At 72.5% G+C, this 17138-nt stretch carries 16 protein-coding genes and 2 pseudogenes; 12 read left to right on the forward strand and 6 right to left on the reverse strand.

All coding sequences use genetic code 11. From position 1 onward, the window contains the following. Window positions 1-159: 159 nt before the first annotated feature. On the forward strand, window positions 160-831 hold the full coding sequence (locus tag BJF80_RS21665; RefSeq protein WP_075814534.1) for an HD domain-containing protein: 672 nt from the start codon (window positions 160-162) through the stop codon (window positions 829-831). A gap of 552 nt (window positions 832-1383) precedes the next feature. On the opposite strand, the gene BJF80_RS21280 is transcribed toward BJF80_RS21665, so the two are convergent. Next, on the reverse strand, window positions 1384-2046 hold the full coding sequence (locus BJF80_RS21280; RefSeq protein ID WP_321166420.1) for an NUDIX domain-containing protein: 663 nt from the start codon (window positions 2044-2046) through the stop codon (window positions 1384-1386). Beyond that, window positions 1992-2162: pseudogene (locus BJF80_RS17910) on the reverse strand (DUF4031 domain-containing protein); the annotation flags it as partial. The gene BJF80_RS21280 and the pseudogene BJF80_RS17910, both read right to left, overlap by 55 nt. Before the next feature lie 106 nt (window positions 2163-2268). On the opposite strand from BJF80_RS17910, the gene BJF80_RS14090 reads away from it, so the two are divergent. Beyond that, on the forward strand, window positions 2269-2565 hold the full coding sequence (locus tag BJF80_RS14090; RefSeq protein WP_022925154.1) for a WXG100 family type VII secretion target: 297 nt from the start codon (window positions 2269-2271) through the stop codon (window positions 2563-2565). A gap of 220 nt (window positions 2566-2785) precedes the next feature. Here the strand turns inward: BJF80_RS14090 and groL are convergent. After that, a pseudogene (groL, locus tag BJF80_RS14095) lies at window positions 2786-4410 on the reverse strand (chaperonin GroEL). Between the two features lie 140 nt (window positions 4411-4550). After that, the gene (locus tag BJF80_RS14100) at window positions 4551-5507 is read right to left on the reverse strand and encodes an MBL fold metallo-hydrolase (RefSeq protein ID WP_158068547.1); all 957 of its coding nucleotides are present in this window, start codon (window positions 5505-5507) and stop codon (window positions 4551-4553) included. Between the two features lie 142 nt (window positions 5508-5649). On the opposite strand from BJF80_RS14100, the gene BJF80_RS14105 reads away from it, so the two are divergent. Together BJF80_RS14105 and BJF80_RS14110 are read left to right on the forward strand one after the other, a co-directional pair. Further along, on the forward strand, window positions 5650-6093 hold the full coding sequence (locus tag BJF80_RS14105; protein ID WP_075814540.1) for a universal stress protein: 444 nt from the start codon (window positions 5650-5652) through the stop codon (window positions 6091-6093). Continuing rightward, entirely contained in the window at window positions 6090-7766 is a 1677-nt protein-coding gene (locus tag BJF80_RS14110) for a sodium:solute symporter family transporter (RefSeq protein WP_083673702.1), read from the forward strand. Before BJF80_RS14105 ends, BJF80_RS14110 begins: the two co-directional genes overlap by 4 nt. Here the strand turns inward: BJF80_RS14110 and BJF80_RS14115 are convergent. Both BJF80_RS14115 and BJF80_RS14120 read right to left on the reverse strand, forming a co-directional pair. Further along, a complete protein-coding gene (locus tag BJF80_RS14115; RefSeq protein ID WP_075814542.1) occupies window positions 7763-9430 on the reverse strand; it encodes a formate--tetrahydrofolate ligase in 1668 nt (555 codons plus the stop codon). The genes BJF80_RS14110 and BJF80_RS14115 overlap by 4 nt on opposite strands. 90 nt (window positions 9431-9520) lie before the next feature. Beyond that, window positions 9521-9811: a DUF3263 domain-containing protein gene (locus tag BJF80_RS14120; RefSeq protein ID WP_075814544.1), complete on the reverse strand. Its 291-nt coding sequence runs from the start codon at window positions 9809-9811 to the stop codon at window positions 9521-9523. A gap of 308 nt (window positions 9812-10119) precedes the next feature. Here BJF80_RS14120 and BJF80_RS14125 point away from each other — a divergent pair, with 308 nt between their 5' ends. From BJF80_RS14125 to BJF80_RS14160, 8 genes are all read left to right on the forward strand, one after another. Beyond that, a complete protein-coding gene (locus tag BJF80_RS14125; RefSeq protein WP_075814737.1) occupies window positions 10120-10797 on the forward strand; it encodes a uracil-DNA glycosylase in 678 nt (225 codons plus the stop codon). Further along, window positions 10794-11681 (forward strand): SGNH/GDSL hydrolase family protein, encoded by an 888-nt coding sequence (locus BJF80_RS14130; RefSeq protein WP_321166416.1) that lies wholly within the window; start codon window positions 10794-10796, stop codon window positions 11679-11681. The genes BJF80_RS14125 and BJF80_RS14130 overlap by 4 nt, the downstream gene beginning before the upstream one ends. Window positions 11682-11734: 53 nt before the next feature. Beyond that, window positions 11735-12130 (forward strand): TOBE domain-containing protein, encoded by a 396-nt coding sequence (locus BJF80_RS14135; RefSeq protein ID WP_075814546.1) that lies wholly within the window; start codon window positions 11735-11737, stop codon window positions 12128-12130. Further along, a complete protein-coding gene (gene modA / locus BJF80_RS14140) occupies window positions 12127-12975 on the forward strand; it encodes a molybdate ABC transporter substrate-binding protein (protein ID WP_202817228.1) in 849 nt (282 codons plus the stop codon). Before BJF80_RS14135 ends, modA begins: the two co-directional genes overlap by 4 nt. Before the next feature lie 29 nt (window positions 12976-13004). Further along, window positions 13005-13799: an ABC transporter permease gene (locus BJF80_RS14145; RefSeq protein ID WP_202817229.1), complete on the forward strand. Its 795-nt coding sequence runs from the start codon at window positions 13005-13007 to the stop codon at window positions 13797-13799. Between the two features lie 13 nt (window positions 13800-13812). After that, window positions 13813-14991: an ABC transporter ATP-binding protein gene (locus BJF80_RS14150; RefSeq protein ID WP_237767638.1), complete on the forward strand. Its 1179-nt coding sequence runs from the start codon at window positions 13813-13815 to the stop codon at window positions 14989-14991. A gap of 82 nt (window positions 14992-15073) precedes the next feature. Next, window positions 15074-16264 carry an acyl-CoA dehydrogenase family protein gene (locus BJF80_RS14155; protein ID WP_075814550.1) on the forward strand — a complete coding sequence of 397 codons (1191 nt, stop codon included), beginning with the start codon at window positions 15074-15076 and terminating at the stop codon, window positions 16262-16264. A 64-nt stretch (window positions 16265-16328) separates the two neighbouring features. Then, a complete protein-coding gene (locus tag BJF80_RS14160; protein ID WP_075814552.1) occupies window positions 16329-17117 on the forward strand; it encodes an SDR family NAD(P)-dependent oxidoreductase in 789 nt (262 codons plus the stop codon). Window positions 17118-17138: the final 21 nt, after the last annotated feature.

Below are 17138 nucleotides of genomic sequence, written 5' to 3' on the forward strand. Positions count from 1 at the left end.
CGTGCCGCCCGCGGACGTCGAAGGCGGCTCGGGCCCTCAACCGTGCGTCTCGTCGGACGGGCACCACGCGGGCGCATGTCGCACGATGCGCCCGCGGAGTCGCGCGCTGCCCGTCGGGGCGCACGCGGGCGTCGCCCTGGCTCGTGCCAGAGTGGCCGGGTGACGCACCCCGCCGAGGCCCTGCTCGACCGCTGGCTCGCCGACGCCGCCATGCTCGCGCCCGAGGCGGGCCGCGACCTGTGGCTGGCGGAGGGGTCGCTGCTGCTGCGCGGCTGGTCCGAGCCGCAGCGGCGCTACCACACGACCGAGCACCTCACCGAGATCCTGGCCGCCCTCGACGAGCTGCAGGAGGCCGGTGCGGTCGACGCGGACGAGGCGCTCGTGGCGCGGACCGTCGGGTGGTACCACGACCTCGCCTACGACCCCCGCGCCAGGCCCGGCAGCAACGAGCACCGCAGCGCCACCTTGGCCCGCGACCACCTGCACCGCCTCGGCGTCGACGACGGCACGGTCGACGCCGTCGAGGCCGGCGTGGTCATGACGCTGGACCACGAGGGTCCCGGCGAGGGTGGTGCCGCCACGGACGCCGTCCACGACGCCGACCTCTGGATCCTCTCGGCGCCGCCCCCGCGGTATGCCGCCTACCGCGCCCAGGTCCGCGAGGAGTACGCCCACGTGCCCGAGGACGCGTTCCGCGCCGGCCGCCTCGGGGTCATGGGGCCGCTGGCCGGGCGCGAGCGGCTCTACCGGACCGGGCACGCGCACGAGCACTGGGACGCCCGCGCCCGGGCCAACCTGCAGGCCGAGCTGGCGGAGCTGCGGCGGGCCTGAGCGCCCACGCCGCTTCGGTGGGGCTGCGGCGGGCCTGAGCGCCCACACCGCTGCGTTGGGGCTGCGGCCAGGTGGCGAGCAGGAACGTCACCTCATCTGTCCTACGTGTCACACGCGCCCCGCACTGCGGAGACGTTGCCAGACGCCGGGGATATCACCCCGGCTCGCGTGACTTTCCCCGCAGCGGGATGCCTATGGGGCGAGCGTGACCCAGGTGAGGTCGACGGCCCGGCCGGACACCACCGGTCCCGCACGCCACACGCGCCCCGCACTGCGGAGACGTGTCCCGACGCCGGGGAAATCACCCCGGCTCGCGCGACTTTCCCCGCAGCCGGGTGCCCGAGGGGTCCGTGTGACTCATGTGGCACAGCTCCCGCCGGTGGCGGTGCCTCACCCACGGACGCCGAGCCCGTCGGCGGTGCGACCCGCGGGCACCCCGAGCACGACCTGCGTAGGCCCACCCCCGAGGCCCGACCTGCGGAGCCCCACCCCCGCGGACGGCCAGCCGGCCTGCGCAGCCCCACCCCGCCCGGAGGCACGACCTGCGGAGCCCTACCCCCGGGCCCACCACCACTCGGCGAGCGGCCACCAGGCAGCCTGGCCCGCGACACCCCGCGCCTCGGCCAGACTCAGCCAGCGCGCCTCGAGCACCTCGACCCCGTCCGGCCGCAGCGGGACCGGGGAGGGCAGCGTGGCGGCATACACCTGGACGTAGTTGTCGCCCTCGTCCCAGCTGCGGGCGCCGTGCCCGGGGGGCAGGGTGATCCGCTGGTAGCCCACGGCGACCAGCCGCTCCTGCTCCAGCTCGACCGCGATCTCCTCGGCGACCTCGCGCACGGCCGCCGCCCGCGCGGAGGCATCGGTGACCTCGCGCTTGCCGCCGGGGGCGCCCCAGCCTCCCGGGTCGAGTTGCGCACGAGGGCCATGCGCTCCGGGACCCCCTGCGCCCGGGCCAGCACCACCGACGCCCCGGCGCCGAGACGCTCCAGCGGGGAGGCGACCACCTCCAGCAGGTGCGGGGTCGGCGCGGCCCCCGCCAGCCCGTCCTCGACCCGGGCCAGCGGCCGCTCCCCCTTGCGCTTGCGGAAGCGCAGCCCGCTGTCCCGCAGCCGCCGGGCCAGTTCGGTGCCGCTCACCTCGACCGCCCCGGCAGCGACGACCTCGGCATACCGCTCCTGGGGGATGTCGTAGTGGTCGCCCTCGAAGGACCGCCAAGGGATGCCCGACCGCTGCGCGAAGGCGTGCAGCTCGGCGAGCGAGATGTCGCTCGCGAGGTGCGACCAGAGCCTGCCGTGGGCCCGCCACAGCGGCGGGTCGACGAGGACGGTCATGACCGCAGACCCTACCTGTGGACAACTTCTGCGGAGCGGGTGCGACACCGCCTAGCGTCGGAGGCACGAGGTGGCCACCCGGCCACCGTCACGAGGGAGGGAACCCATGAGCAACACCTTCGCCGTCGACACGGCACGGATCGCCGCCGCCTCCGGCGACATCGAGCGCATCGCCACCAGCATCGAGGGAGAGGTCCGCGCGATGATGGCCAAGCTCAACGCGCTGCAGGACTGCTGGCGCGGGTCGGCGGCCGGCAGCTTCCACAGCGTCACCCAGGACTGGAGCGCTACCCAGGAGAAGGTCCGCACCTCGCTGCAGCAGATCTCCACGACGCTGCGCACAGCCGGCCAGGACTACGAGCTGGTCGAGCAGACCAACCGCACCCGCTTCACCCCGGCGTGACCGCTGCCGGGTGAGATGTCCGGGTCGAGCGACCTACCCCGAGTGACGGCACCGCCGCGCGCCGTGGCAGGCGTCGCGGGCGCAGGGGTCCCCAGCCCCGCCGTCGCGAGCTCCCCGGCACAGGCCGACGGGCGGCCCCTCCGCAGTGGAGGGACCGCCCGTCGGTGGTGGTTCGCCCGCGAGGAACGCGGGCGCGCCTAGCGTCTGATCACGGGATCGATCAGAAGTCCATGCCACCCATACCGCCGTCGGCGCGGCCGGCATGGCCGGGGCCTTCTCCGGCTTGTCGGCGATGACCGCCTCGGTGGTGAGGAAGAGCGCGGCGATGGAGGCGGCGTTCTGCAGCGCAGAGCGGGTCACCTTCACCGGGTCGGCGACGCCGAAGCCCAGCATGTCGCCGTACTCACCGGTCGCGGCGTTGAGGCCCTCGCCCGGAGTGAGGTTGCGGACCTTCTCCGCCACGACGCCGCCCTCGAGACCGGCGTTGATCGCGATCTGCTTGAGCGGAGCCTCGATCGCCACCTTGACGATGTTGGCACCGGTGGCCTCGTCGCCATCGACGGACAGCCCGTCGAACGCGCGGGAGGCCTGGATGAGGGCGACGCCACCACCGGCGACGATGCCCTCCTCGACGGCCGCCTTGGCGTTGCGCACGGCGTCCTCGATGCGGTGCTTGCGCTCCTTGAGCTCGACCTCGGTCGCCGCGCCCGCCTTGATGACGGCCACGCCGCCGGCCAGCTTGGCCAGCCGCTCCTGCAGCTTCTCGCGGTCGTAGTCGGAGTCGGAGTTGTCGATCTCGGTGCGGATCTGGGAGACGCGGCCGGCGATCTGGTCGGCGTCGCCGCCGCCCTCGACGATGGTGGTCTCGTCCTTGGTGACGACGACCTTGCGGGCGGTGCCCAGCATGTCGAGCTCGGCGTTCTCCAGCTTGAGGCCGACCTCCTCGGAGATGACCTGGCCGCCGGTGAGGATGGCGATGTCGGCCAGCATGGCCTTGCGCCGGTCACCGAAGCCCGGGGCCTTGACGGCCACGGACTTGAAGTTGCCGCGGATCTTGTTGACGACCAGGGTCGCCAGACCCTCGCCCTCGACGTCCTCGGCGATGATCATCAGCGGCTTGCCGGACTGCATGACCTTCTCCAGCAGCGGCAGCAGGTCCTTGACCGAGGAGATCTTGGAGTTGACGACGAGCACGTAGGCGTCCTCGAGGACGGCCTCCATGCGCTCGGTGTCGGTGACGAAGTAGGGGCTGATGTAGCCCTTGTCGAAGCGCATACCCTCGGTGAGCTCCAGCTCCAGCCCGAAGGTGTTGGACTCCTCGACGGTGATGACACCCTCGTTGCCGACCTTGTCCATGGCCTCGGCGATCATGCCGCCGATCTCGGTGTCGGCCGCGGAGATCGACGCGGACTGCGCGATCTGCTCCTTGGTCTCCACCGGCTTGGCCATCTCGAGCAGGTCGTCGTTGACGGCCTTCACGGCGACCTCGATGCCCCGCTTGAGGGCCATCGGGTTGGCGCCGGCGGCGACGTTGCGCAGGCCCTCCTTCACCATGGCCTGGGCCAGGACGGTCGCCGTCGTCGTGCCGTCACCGGCGACGTCGTCGGTCTTCTTGGCGACCTCCTTGACCAGCTCGGCGCCGATCTTCTCGTAGGGGTCCTCGAGCTCGATCTCCTTGGCGATGCTCACACCGTCGTTGGTGATGGTGGGGGCGCCCCACTTCTTCTCGAGCACGACGTTGCGGCCCTTGGGGCCGAGGGTCACCTTGACGGCGTCGGCAAGGGTGTTCATACCCTTCTCGAGCCCGCGGCGAGCCTCCTCGTCGAAAGCAATGGTCTTGGCCATCTGAGCTGCTTCCTCCACATGCGGATGGACGGGTGACCGGGTGCCGCCCGCGACGGACGAGCCGGAGGCGCGGGGATCTGGTCTCCCCGGCTCCCGACCCTCGACAGGCCGGTCGGATTATCACTCTCGTGGTGAGAGTGCTAGGTCCATGATGAGCACTCGGGGCCTCCGAGTGCAAATGACGCGGCCGGTATGCGTGTCAGTGCCGCGCCCGGGCCGGCCGGCGCCACCACCGTGGATCGCCCGGTCCCCGGGCGGGGATCAGTGCCGCAGCTCCAGCGCCCGGACAGCGGCCAGCCGGAGCGTGTCCTCGCCGAGACCGAGGCCGCGGCCCGCGTTGGCCAGCGAGTCCACGCCGGCGATCCCGGTGCCCAGCACCTCGGTGAAACGCTCGGCCATGGCGGCGAGCTGCTCGGCCTGCGCCTCGACGAAGGTGCGGTCCACGACGTGGCCGTGCCCGGGCACCCAGGTGTCCGCCGTCTCCCCGGAGCGCGCCCGAGCAGCGAGCGCAGCGTCGGCGCCCACTCCATCGGGAAGGCGTCCTCCATCGCCGGGTCGGCACCCTCCTCGACGAGGTCGCCGGCGAAGACGACCCCGGCGTCGGGCACCCCCACCGCCAGGTCGTGGTCGGTGTGCCCGCGCCCGGCATACTGCAGCTCGACGGTCCGACCACCCAGGTCGAGCGCGGTGTCGTCCTCGATGAGGTAGAAGGGAAGCACGATCTCGGTGTCCTCCACCTGCTCGGCGAGGTGCTCGCGGTCGGTCGAGCGCAGGTGGTCGACCACCTGCTGCCGCTGGTGCTCCCCGGTGCGCCGCAGCCCTTCGGCCGCGCCGGAATGGGCATAGATCTGGGAGTCGCGGAAGGCGGCGTTGCCGAAGCAGTGGTCGTAGTGCGCGTGCGTGTTGACCACGACCAGCTCGGTGTCGGTGATGCGGCGCACCGACTCCAGCAGGTCCTGGCCCTGCGCGTGGAAGCTGCGGGTGTCGACGACGAGCGAGCGCTTCTCCCCCACGACCAGGCCGCAGTTGAGCTTGAGCTCCTCGTGCCGACGGACGTGGACCCCCGGAGCCACTTCTCGCCAGGTCGCCTCACTCATGCCGCGCCAGTCTACGGGCTGCCCGGCGCGCGGCGGCCCGGAGCCGAGTTGACGCCGCGTCATTTCGGCGGGCGCGGACGGCGCCGGCTTGTCAGGCTGGGTCCCGTCAGCGCCGACACGACCTGCCCAGGGGAGGCACCACATGTTCCCGACCCGGATCCTGCTCGCGACCGACGGCTCGCCCAGCGCGGCCCTCGCCCGCGAGCGCGTGATCGACCTGGTGCGGCATACCGAGGCCGAGGTGCACGTCGTGCACGTCGCCCTCGTCTCGCCGTGGACCAACCCGACGCCGCTGAGCCCCTCGCTGCGCGAACGGGTCGCGGCCGAGGCCAGACCGGTGCTCGCCGACGCGGTCAGCCAGCTGCAGGGGGCGCACGTCGCCGTCGCCGGCAGCCACCTGCGCACCGGCCGCGCCACCGACGAGATCCTGCGCCTGCGCGACGAGATCGACGCCGACCTCGTCGTCATCGGCAGCCGCGGGCAGAACGCCTTCGTGCGCGTCCTGCTCGGCAACGACGCCGAGGGCATCGTCCGGCACGCGCCCTGCGCCGTGCTCGTCGTCCGCACCGAGGAGGAGACCCGATGACCGCCGACGTGATGCTCCCGCTCGCCGACGCCGGAGGAGGTATGCCGGACTTCACCGTCCGCGCGCTCGACCTCTCGGTCATCATCGGCTACCTCGTGCTCAGCCGGATCATCCCGCTGGTGGTCGGCTCCCGGATGCAGAAGAAGGCGCACGCCGAGGCCGAGGCGAGCGGCAAGGAGAGCGACGCCTCCGAGGACTACTTCCTCGGGGGCCGCAACTTCATCTGGCCCTTCGTCGGGCTCTCGCTGGTGGCGACCAACATGTCCGGCGCGACCTTCGTCGGGCTGGCCGGCGGGGCCTACGAGCAGGGCATCTCGATCTTCGCCTACGAGTGGATGTCGGCGATCATCCTCGTCGTCTTCATCTTCTTCATCCTGCCGTTCTACCTGCGCTCCAAGGTCTTCACGCTGCCGGAGTTCCTCGAGCAGCGCTACGACCGGCGGGCGCGGATGGCCTTCGCCGGGTTCAACCTCTTCGCCAACATGTTCATCGACATGGCCGCCGCGCTCTTCGCCGGCGCCGTCGTCGTCAAGGTGCTCTACCCCGACATCCCGATGATCGTCTCGGTCGCGGTGCTCGCCATCCTGGCCGCGATCTACACCGTCATCGGCGGGCTGGGCGCGGTCATGGTGAGCGACTCGATCCAGGCGACCGTCACCCTGCTGGGCGGCGTGATCGTCCTCATCGCGACCTTCAATGCGATCGAGTCGTGGGACTCCATGGCGCAGGTCGCGGGTGACGAGAAGATGAGCCTCATCCTGCCCGCGGACCACCCCGACCTGCCGTGGCCGGGGCTGCTCACCGGGGTGCTCATCGTCGGGCTCTACTACTGGACCACCAACCAGCTCGTCGTGCAGCGCACCCTCGGTGCGAAGTCGCTGGACCACGGCCGGTGGGGCTCGCTGCTGGCCGGCTTCATCAAGCTGGCCTTCCTCTTCCTCTTCATCTTCCCCGGGGTCATGGCGCTCTCGCTGTACCCGAACCTCGAGAGTCCCGACACGGTCTTCCCGACGCTCGTCTTCGACCTGTTGCCGGTGGGCCTGCGCGGCCTCATCCTCGCGGCCGTCATCGCGGCGATCACCTCGACCGTCGACTCGATCCTCAACTCGGCCTCGACGATCGTGACGATGGACTTCGTCAAGACGCTGCGCCCCAACACCTCGCAGCGCGGCCTGGTGCTCACCGGTCGGGTCGCCACCGTCGTCGCGCTGGTCGTGGCGATCGTCTGGGCGCCCTTCATCGCCCAGTTCGACACGCTCTACAACTACCTGCAGTCGGTGCTGTCCTTCCTCGTGCCGCCGGTCGTCGCGGTCTTCCTCGTCGGCATCGCCTCGAAGCGGATCAGCGCCACGGCGGCCTTCCTCACGCTGGTGATCATGCAGCCGCTCGGGCTGCTGATGTTCATCCTCACCCAGGTGCTGCCGGAGGAGCCCTCGATCCAGTTCCTCTACGCCGCGGGCATCAGCACGGCGGCCTCGGTGCTGCTGCTGGTCGTCATCAGTCTGCTCGGGCCCTCGCCGGACGAGTCCAAGACGGCCGAGCTCACGTGGAAGAGCGACTACTGGACCGAGGAGAGCCAGGCGCTGCAGGGCACCGCGGTCTGGGCGAACTACCGGGTGCTCTCGATCGTCCTGCTCGTCACGACGGCGGTGATCGTGGTGATCTGGGCCTAGCTCAGGCCGGTGATGGTGCCGTCCTCGGCGATGTCCATGCCGAGCGCAGCGGGGACCTTCGGCAGCCCGGGCATGCGCATGATGTCGCCGGTGAGGGCGACGACGAAGCCGGCGCCGGCGTTGACGACCAGCTCGCGGACGGTGATCGTGAAGCCGCGGGGCGCCCCGAGCAGCGTCGGGTCGTCGGAGAAGGAGTACTGCGTCTTGGCCATGCAGACCGGCAGGTCGCCGTACCCCTGCTCGGTGAGCTGGGTCAGCTGCGTCTGCGCGGCCGGGGCGAAGGAGACGCCGTCGGCGCGGTATACCTCGCGTGCCACGGTCTCGATCTTGGTCTGCAGGTCCGCGTCCGCGGCATACAGCGGCGCGTAGTCGCTGCCCCGCTCGCACAGCTGGACGACCGCGCGGGCGAGCTCCTCGCCGCCTTCACCGCCGCGGGTGAAGACCTCCGAGCGCGCCACCTCCACCCCGAGCTGGCCGCAGCGTTCGCGCACCAGGTCGAGCTCGGCGTCGCTGTCGCTCGGGAAGCGGTTGAGCGCGACGACGACGGGGACGCCGAACTTCGCGAGGTTCTCCAGGTGCTGCTCGAGGTTCGCCAGCCCGGCGCCCAGGGCCTCGACGTCCTCGGTGCCCAGGTCGGACTTCGGCGCACCGCCGTTGAGCTTGAGCGCGCGGACCGTGGCGACGATGACGGCGGCGTCGGGGCGCAGGCCGCCCGCCGGGCAGACGATGTCGAAGAACTTCTCGGCCCCCAGGTCGGCGCCGAAGCCGGCCTCGGTGACGACGTAGTCGGCGAGCTTGAGCGCGGTGCGGGTGGCGAGCACCGAGTTGTTGCCGTGCGCGATGTTGGCGAAGGGGCCGCCGTGGATGATCGCCGGGGTGTTCTCCAGGGTCTGGACGAGGTTGGGCTTGACGGCGTCCTTCATGAGCATGGCCATGGCGCCCGCCGCCTCGAGCTGCCCGGCGGTCACCGGCTCCTTGTCGTAGGTGTAGCCGACGACGATGCGCCCGAAGCGCTCCTTGAGGTCCTCCAACCCCGTGGCGAGACACAGCGCCGCCATGATCTCGCTGGCCACGGTGATCTCGAAGCCGGACTCCCGCACCACCCCGTCGCCCTTCTTGCCCATGCCGACGACGATGTTGCGCAGGGCGCGGTCGTTCATGTCGAGGACGCGGGTCCAGGTGATGCGCTTGGGGTCCAGGCCCAGCGGGTTGCCCTGGTGCAGCGAGTTGTCGAGCAGCGCGGCGAGCAGGTTGTGTGCCGAGGTGATGGCGTGGAAGTCGCCGGTGAAGTGCAGGTTGATGTCGTCCATCGGGACGACCTGGGCATACCCGCCGCCGGCGGCGCCGCCCTTCATGCCGAAGCACGGGCCCAGCGAGGGCTCGCGCAGGGTGGTGATGGCCTGGGCGCCGATCCGGTTGAGCGCCATGGACAGGCCGACGTTGGTCGTCGTCTTGCCCTCCCCCGCGGCGGTCGGGTTGATCGCCGTGACCAGGATCAGCTTGCCGTCCGGCCGGTCGGCCAGGCGATCGAGCACCTGCAGCGCGATCTTGGCCTTGTCGTGCCCGTAGGGCTCGAACTCGTCCTCGGTCAGCCCCAGCCCCGCCGCGATGTCGGCGATCCGCTCGAGCGTGGCCCCCTGCGCGATCTGAACGTCGGTCAACATCCCTGCCTGCCTCCTCGCAGCCGGTGATCGTCCGCACAAACTACAAGGCCCACCGCCCGGATGGGCAGTGGGCCTGGCGGGTGTCGCGCGTCAGCTCTCGATGCCGAGCCGGCGCATCGAGCGGGTGCGCTGGCGGCGGGACCGGTCGCGGCGCAGGCGCTTGATGAGCAGCGGCTTGTAGGCGAGCGCGGCCTCGTCGTCGATGAGCTGGTTGAGCAGCTGGTAGTAGCGCGTCGAGCTCAGGTCGAAGAGGTCCTTGATGCCCTGCTCCTTGGAGCCGGCATAGGTCCAGTGACGGTTCTCGAAGTCGAGGATCTCCTGGTCCCGCTCGGACAGGCCGGCGGGGGGTTCCACCTGCTGCACGTGCCTGGCAGCGCCCATGGGTGATGTCCTCTCGTCACAACGCTCGATCTGGCCGGATCGAGAGCCAGTCTAGGGCACACGACTTACAGCCGTGTCATTTGCCCGCGCGCGTCCCCTCCTACTCCCTGCCGCCCCTCCTCCCTGGCGCCCCCTCCTCACTCCCATCCCCTCCTCCTTCCCACCGAGCGCCGCGAATGGTTGCTGTCAGCCCCACCGAGCGCCGCGAATGGTTGGGCCGGCAACCACAAGCGACGCCCGGTGGCTCGGCGGGCGCGGGGCGACGGGTGGCGGGGGGCGGGGGGCGGGGGCGGGCATACCCTGGCGTGGTGACCCCTACCCCCCTGCGCGACCTGGTGCACCCGAGCTGGGCCGAGGCGCTCGCGCCCGTGGAGGAGACCGTGGCCGAGCTGGGCGAGTTCCTGCGAGGGGAGGTGGCGGCCGGCCGCGGTTATCTGCCCGGTGGTGACCACGTGCTGCGCGTCTTCACCCGGCCGCTCGAGGACGTGCGCGTGCTCATCGTGGGGCAGGACCCCTACCCCACGCCCGGGCACGCCGTCGGCCTCAGCTTCTCCGTGGCGCCCGACGTCTCCCCCGTGCCGCGCAGCCTGCAGAACATCTACACCGAGCTCGTCGACGACCTGGGTATACCTCGCCCCACCACCGGCGACCTCTCCCCCTGGGCCGATGCGGGGGTCATGCTGCTCAACCGGGTGCTCACCGTGCGCCCGGGCACGCCGGCCAGCCACCGCGGCAAGGGCTGGGAGAAGGTCACCGACCTGGCGATCGACGCACTGGTGCGCCGCGGGGGACCGCTCGTCGCGATCCTGTGGGGCCGAGACGCGCGCAATCTCGCCTCCCGGCTCGGCGACGTGCCCCGGGTCGAGAGCGCACACCCCTCGCCCCTGTCGGCGCGGGGCGGCTTCTTCGGGAGCCGGCCGTTCAGCCGGGCCGACGAGCTGCTGCGCCAGCAGGGCGGCGAGGCGATCGACTGGAGGCTGCCGTGAGCGACCGCGACACGACCGAGCACCCGCTGCGCCTCGTCCACGGCGACGTCGGCCCGACGGTCCACGGGCAGGCCGGCAGCGTCCGGCCCGAGCCGCGCGCCTGGGGCCGCTACGTGGCGATCGGCGACTCCTTCACCGAGGGGATGAGCGACCCCGACCCGGCCACGCCCGGCGCCTACGTCGGCTGGGCCGACCGGCTCGCGGCCTTGCTCTCGTCGCACGTCGACGACTTCTCCTACGCCAACCTCGCGGTGCGCGGCCGCAAGCTCGCCGACGTCGCCGGCCCGCAGCTCGACGCCGCCCTCGCCCTGCAGCCCGACCTGCTGAGCATCGTCGGCGGCGGCAACGACATCCTGCGCCCCAAGGCCGACATCGACGACCTCGCCGCGCAGCTCGACGCGGCCGTCGCCCGGGCGCGCGCGACCGGCGCGGACGTGCTCATGGCGACCCCCACCGACCCGTCCGGCGCCCCGATCATCGGCCGCACCCGGGGGCGGGCAGCGGCATACATCGCGCACATCTGGTCCATCGCGCAGCGGCACGGGTGCTTCGTGCTCAACCAGTGGGCGTGCGACTTCCTCAAGGACTGGCGGATGTGGGCGCAGGACCGGATCCACATGACGCCCGAGGGTCACCGCCGGATCGCGCTGACCGCCTATGTCGCGCTCGGGCACACCGCCGACGAGGCCGACTGGCGGGCGCGCTGCCACCGCAGGCGCCGGCCGGGACCGTCGAGACGCTCCGCGGGCATGCGCGGTGGGCGCGGGAGTATGCCGGGCCCTGGGTGCAGCGGCGCCTCACCGGCCGCTCCTCGGGCGACGCGATCACGGCCAAGCGGCCGGAGCTCCGACCCCTCGGGGAGTGAGCTGGCCCGCGAGGAGTGAGCAAGGACCACAGGGCCTTGTGCCGGCGCAGATGCGCGTCTAGATTGCCTTGTATGACGCAGATGCGTGTCTCGGAGGCGGCCGAGCTGCTCGGGGTGTCCCCCGACACGGTCCGGCGGGCCATCGAGGCAGGACGGTTGCCCAGCGTCAAGGATGCCGGCGGGCGGGCCGTCGTCGAGGGAGCCGACGTCGCCGCCCTCGCGCAGCAGCAGGCGCACCCGGCCGAGGTGGGCGCGGTCGGCCTCTCCTCGCCCCGAAACCAGCTGCGCGGAGTGGTGACGCGGATCGTCAGCGACCCCGTCATGTCGCAGGTCGACATCCAGGCCGGTCCGTTCCGGCTGGTCTCGCTGCTCTCGACCGAGGCGGTGCGCGAGATGGGCCTGGAGGTCGGCTCGGTCGCCATCGCCAGCGTCAAGGCGACCAACGTCAGCGTGGGGCTGCCGGCGTGAACGGGGCGGGCAACCGACGACAACGCCACCCCCGGCGCGCCGGTATACCTCGGGTCGCGGACCGCCGAGCCTCCTCCCCCCTGCGCACGCTGACACCCGCACTCACTCTCGCCGCCCTCCCGCTCGGCGCCTGCGCAGCGGGCCAGGACAGCGCGGGCCAGCCGGCCGAGGCACTGACGCTGACCGTGCTCGCGGCGGCCTCGTTGACCGACGTGCTGGAGCCGATCGCCGACGGCTTCGAGGGCGATCATCCGGGCGTCGACGTGGAGCTGAGCTTCGCCGCGAGCTCCACCGTGGTCCAGCAGGTCAACGAGGGCGCCGGGGCCGACGTCGTCGCCCTGGCCGGGGAGTCCTCGCTCGAGCCGCTGGCCGACGAGCACCGTCACGGGGACGTCACGATCTTCGCCACCAACCAGCTCGAGATCGCCGTGCCGGTGGACAACCCCGGCGCCGTGGAGAGCCTCGACGACCTCACCCAGGACGGGCTCACCGTGGTGGCCTGCGCCGAGCAGGTGCCGTGCGGGCAGGCGGCCGCCACCCTGCTCGAGAGGCAGGACATCACCGTGCAGATCGCCTCCTACGAGCCGGACGTGCGGGCCACGCTCATCAAGGTCGAGCTCGGCGAGGTCGACGCCGGGCTGGTCTACCGCACCGACGTCGCCGCCGCGGCAGACCGGGTACGAGGCGTCGCGATCCCCGAGGAGCGCAACGTCGTCAACCACTACCCCGCCGTGGCCGTCTCGGAGCAGGAGCTGGCCCGGTCCTTCGTCGACCACCTCCTCTCGGACACCTCCCAGCGGACCCTCACCGACGCGGGCTTCGGCGCGGCCCCGACCGACCCGTGACACCGGGGACGACCCGACATCCGCGCACGGTGGTCGCGGACCGCCCGGCCGGGCGTGGGTCGGGCTGGTCGCTGCGCATACCCGCCGGCATCGGGCTCGCCTTCATCCTGCTGCCGCTGGTCGCGCTGCTCCTGCGCACCGACTGGGCGGGCCTGACCACCCACCTCTCGGCGCCGGTCGTCGGTCAGTCGCTGCGCCTGTCCGCCGTGACGACGAGCGTCACGATGGTGCTGGTATGGCTGCTGGGCACACCGCTCGCCTGGCTGCTGGCCCGCTCCGACAGCCGCCTCACCGCCTGGGCCCGCGCGCTGGTCACCGTGCCCCTGGTGCTGCCGCCGGTCGTCGGTGGCGTGGCGCTGCTGCTCGCCTGGGGGCGGCGAGGGGTGCTGGGCGGCCCGCTCGAGTCGTGGTTCGGGATCAGCGTGCCGTTCACGACGGTCGCCGTGGTCATGGCCGAGCTCTTCGTGGCCCTCCCGTTCTACGTCGTCTCCGTCGAGGGCGCGATGCGCGGCCTGGACCGCCGCTACGACCAGGTCGCGGCGACGCTCGGCGCCGGTCCGGTGCGCACCTTCCTCACCGTCGCCGTCCCCATGGTGCTGCCCGGCATCGCCGCCGGCTCGGCCCTGGCGTGGGCACGTGCGCTCGGCGAGTTCGGCGCGACGATCACCTTTGCCGGCAGCTTCCCGGGGCGCACGCAGACGGCACCGCTCGGGGTGTATGCCGCGCTCGAGCAGGATCCGCAGGCGGCGCTCGCGCTGTCGGTCGTGATGCTGACGGTGAGCGTCCTGGTGCTGGGCGCACTGCGCAGCCGGTGGTTGCGGTGAGCGCCGACGCGGGGTGCGCACCGGCATACCCGCGCTGGTGCTCGACGCCCGGGTGGTGATGGACCGGGGCGACTTCGTGCTCGACGCGGAGCTGCGCGCGCCGCACGGCGTGACCGCGCTGCTTGGGCCCAACGGGTCGGGCAAGACCACCGCGCTCCTCGGGCTCGCGGGGCTGGTCGGTCTGACCGACGGGCACGTGCGCCTCGGGTCGCAGGAGTGGGCCCGCGCCGGTCGCGGCCGGGCGCCGGAGCGGCGCAGCGTCGGGCTCGTGCTCGCCGAGCCGATGCTCTTCCCGCACCTGACGCTGCTGGACAACGTGGCCTTCGGTCCCCGCTCACGAGGTATGCCGCGGGCCCAGGCCCGCGAGCGTGCCCGGGAGGAGCTGGACCGGGTCGGCCTGACGGACCTGGCGGGCCGAGGTCCGGGCCAGGTGTCCGGCGGGCAGGCCCAGCGCGCGGCCCTGGCTCGCGCGCTCGCGACCGATCCCGAGCTGCTGCTGCTCGACGAGCCCTTGTCGGCGCTCGATCCCGAGACCCGGTCGCGGACCCGCGCCGACCTGGCCCACCGGCTGCGCGACTACCCCGGGGTGACGGTGCTGACGACGCACGACCCGCTCGACGCGCTGACCCTCGCGGACCAGCTCGTCTTCCTCGAGGCCGGGCGGGTCACCCAGACCGGGACACCGGGCGAGGTGGTCGCCCGGCCGCGGACGGCATACGTCGCCTCGCTCGTCGGTCTCAACCTGCTCTCCGGGACGCTGGTGCGCGAGTGGCGTGACGCGTCCGTCGCCCGGGCGATGGAGGTGACGTACCGGGCCGGCACAGGTACAGCCACCGACACGGGTGACGGTGGCTGGGCGGTCGCGCTCACCGGGCATCAGGGCGGAGCGGCGCGGCTCGTCCTGGCCGAGCCGCCGGACGGCGCCGGCGAGGGCGACCGGGTCTGGGCGACGGTCAACCCGGAGGCCGTGGCGCTCTTCACCGACCGCCCGACGACCTCGGCCCGCAACCTGTGGCGGCTCACGGTCGAGGCGGTCAGCGTCACCGGCCAACGGGCGCGCATCCACCTCGCCGGTGAGGTGCCGCTCGTGGCCGAGGTGACGATCGGCGCCGTCGCCGCGCTGGGCATCACCACCGGGCGGGAGCTGTGGGCCGGCGTGAAGGCGACCGAGGTCCACACCTACCCCGCCTGAGCCCGCCTTCCCCCGACCCGACACCGACCGCGCGGTCGGTCGGTTAGGTGGTGACGCGACGTCCAGGGCTAGCGTGCCGGGTATGCCGCCCGCCGCCCGCGCGACACCCGTCTCCGGCCACGCGCCCGTCGCCCGCGTCCTGCCCACCGAGGAGGCCGCCGACCTGCTCGCGCTGGTCCGCGAGATCACCGACGAGGAGCTGCTGCCCCAGGTCGACGAGGCCGAGGCGGCCGCCCGCTTCCCGCGGGAGGTCTTCGCGATGCTGGGCCAGGCCGGGCTGCTCTCCCTCCCCTACGCCGAGGAGTTCGGCGGCGGCGCCCAGCCCTACGAGGTCTACCTCCAGGCGGTCGAGGAGATCGCGCGCGGCTGGATGTCGATCGCGGTCGGCGTCTCGGTGCACTCGCTCACCGCCTTCCCCATGGCCACCTTCGGCACGGCCGAGCAGCAGGAGCGGTGGCTGCACGGCATGCTCTCCGGCGGCCGGCTCGGCGCGTACTGCCTGTCCGAGCCGCAGGCCGGCTCCGACGTGGCCTCGATCCGGACCCGCGCCGTGCGCGACGGCGACCACTACGTCCTCACCGGCACCAAGTCGTGGATCAGCCACGCCGGTCACGCCGACTACTACACGGTCTTCGCGCGGACCTCCGACGACGGCAGCCGCGGCCTGTCCTGCTTCCACGTCCCCGCCGACGCCGAGGGCCTGACCTTCGCCGAGCCCGAGCGCAAGATGGGCCTGCACTGCGACACCGTGCGTGAGGTCCTCTTCGACGGCGTGCGCGTCCCCGCTTCGCACCGCATCGGTGAGGAGGGTCAGGGTATGCCGATCGCGCTCGCCGCCCTCGACGCCGGCCGCCTCGGGATCGCCGCCGCGGCCACCGGCCTGGCGCAGCGGGCGCTCGAGGTCGCGACCGACTACGCCCAGGAGCGCGAGCAGTTCGGCCGGCCCGTCGCGAGCAACCAGGGCCTCGCCTTCCTCCTGGCCGACATGGCCGCAGCCGTGGGGTCGGCGCGGGCGAGCTATCTGCACGCCGCCCGGCTCAAGGACGCCGAGCAGCCGCACAGCCAGGAGTGCTCGATCGCGAAGCTCGTCGCCACCGATGCGGCGATGAAGGTCACGACCGACGCGGTACAGGTGCTGGGCGGCTACGGCTACACCACCGACTTCCCGGTCGAACGGCTCATGCGCGAGGCCAAGGTGACCCAGATCTTCGAGGGCACCAACCAGATCCAACGAGTCGTCATCTCCCGCCACCTGCTGACCGACAGCCGCTGAGCGGCTCCCGCCCGACCGGAACCTCCGCCACACTGGACGCACCGCGCCCCCGAAAGGACCGAGCATGCAGATCACCGACAGCACCGTCGCCCTCGTCACCGGAGCCGCCAGCGGGCTCGGCGAGCAGAGCGCCCGCCGGCTGCTCGACGCCGGGGCGCGTGTCCTGCTCGTCGACCTGCCCGGTGGTCGCGGGGAGGAGCTGGCCGGTGAGCTCTCCGGGGGGCACGGCGAGGGGCGCGTCGCCTTCGCGCCCGCCGACGTGCGCGACGCCGACCAGGTGGCCGCTGCCGTCCGGGCCGCGACCGACCTCGGCGAGCTGCGGATCGTCGTCAACTGCGCCGGCGTCGCCACGCCGGGCCGCATCCTGTCGCGCCGCGGCGTCCATGACCTCGACGCCTACCGCACCGTCGTCGAGATCAACCTCGTCGGCACCTTCAACGTGCTGCGCCTCGCGGCGGCGGCGATGGTCGCCAACGAGCCCGACCTGGCCGAGCACGGCGATCGCGGCGTCATCGTCATGACCGCCAGCGTGGCGGCCTTCGACGGCCAGATCGGGCAGGCGGCCTACGCCAGCTCCAAGGCCGGCGTCGCCGGGCTCACCCTGCCCGCCGCCCGCGACCTCGCGGACAAGGGCATCCGGGTCATGACCATCGCCCCCGGCGTCTTCGAGACGCCGATGATGGCTGGCCTCGGCGACGACGTGAAGGACTCGCTCGAGGCGATGGTCCCGCACCCCTCCCGGCTCGGGAAGCCCGAGGAGTATGCCGCCCTCGTCGCCCACATCGTGGACAACCCGATGCTCAACGGCGAGGTCGTCCGCCTCGACGGCGCCCTGCGCATGCCCCCGCGCTGAGGTCGCAGCCCGGCCCGGGCA

It is taken from the genome of Serinicoccus sp. CUA-874, from assembly GCF_001942225.1.
Taxonomy (GTDB): domain Bacteria; phylum Actinomycetota; class Actinomycetes; order Actinomycetales; family Dermatophilaceae; genus Ornithinicoccus; species Ornithinicoccus marinus.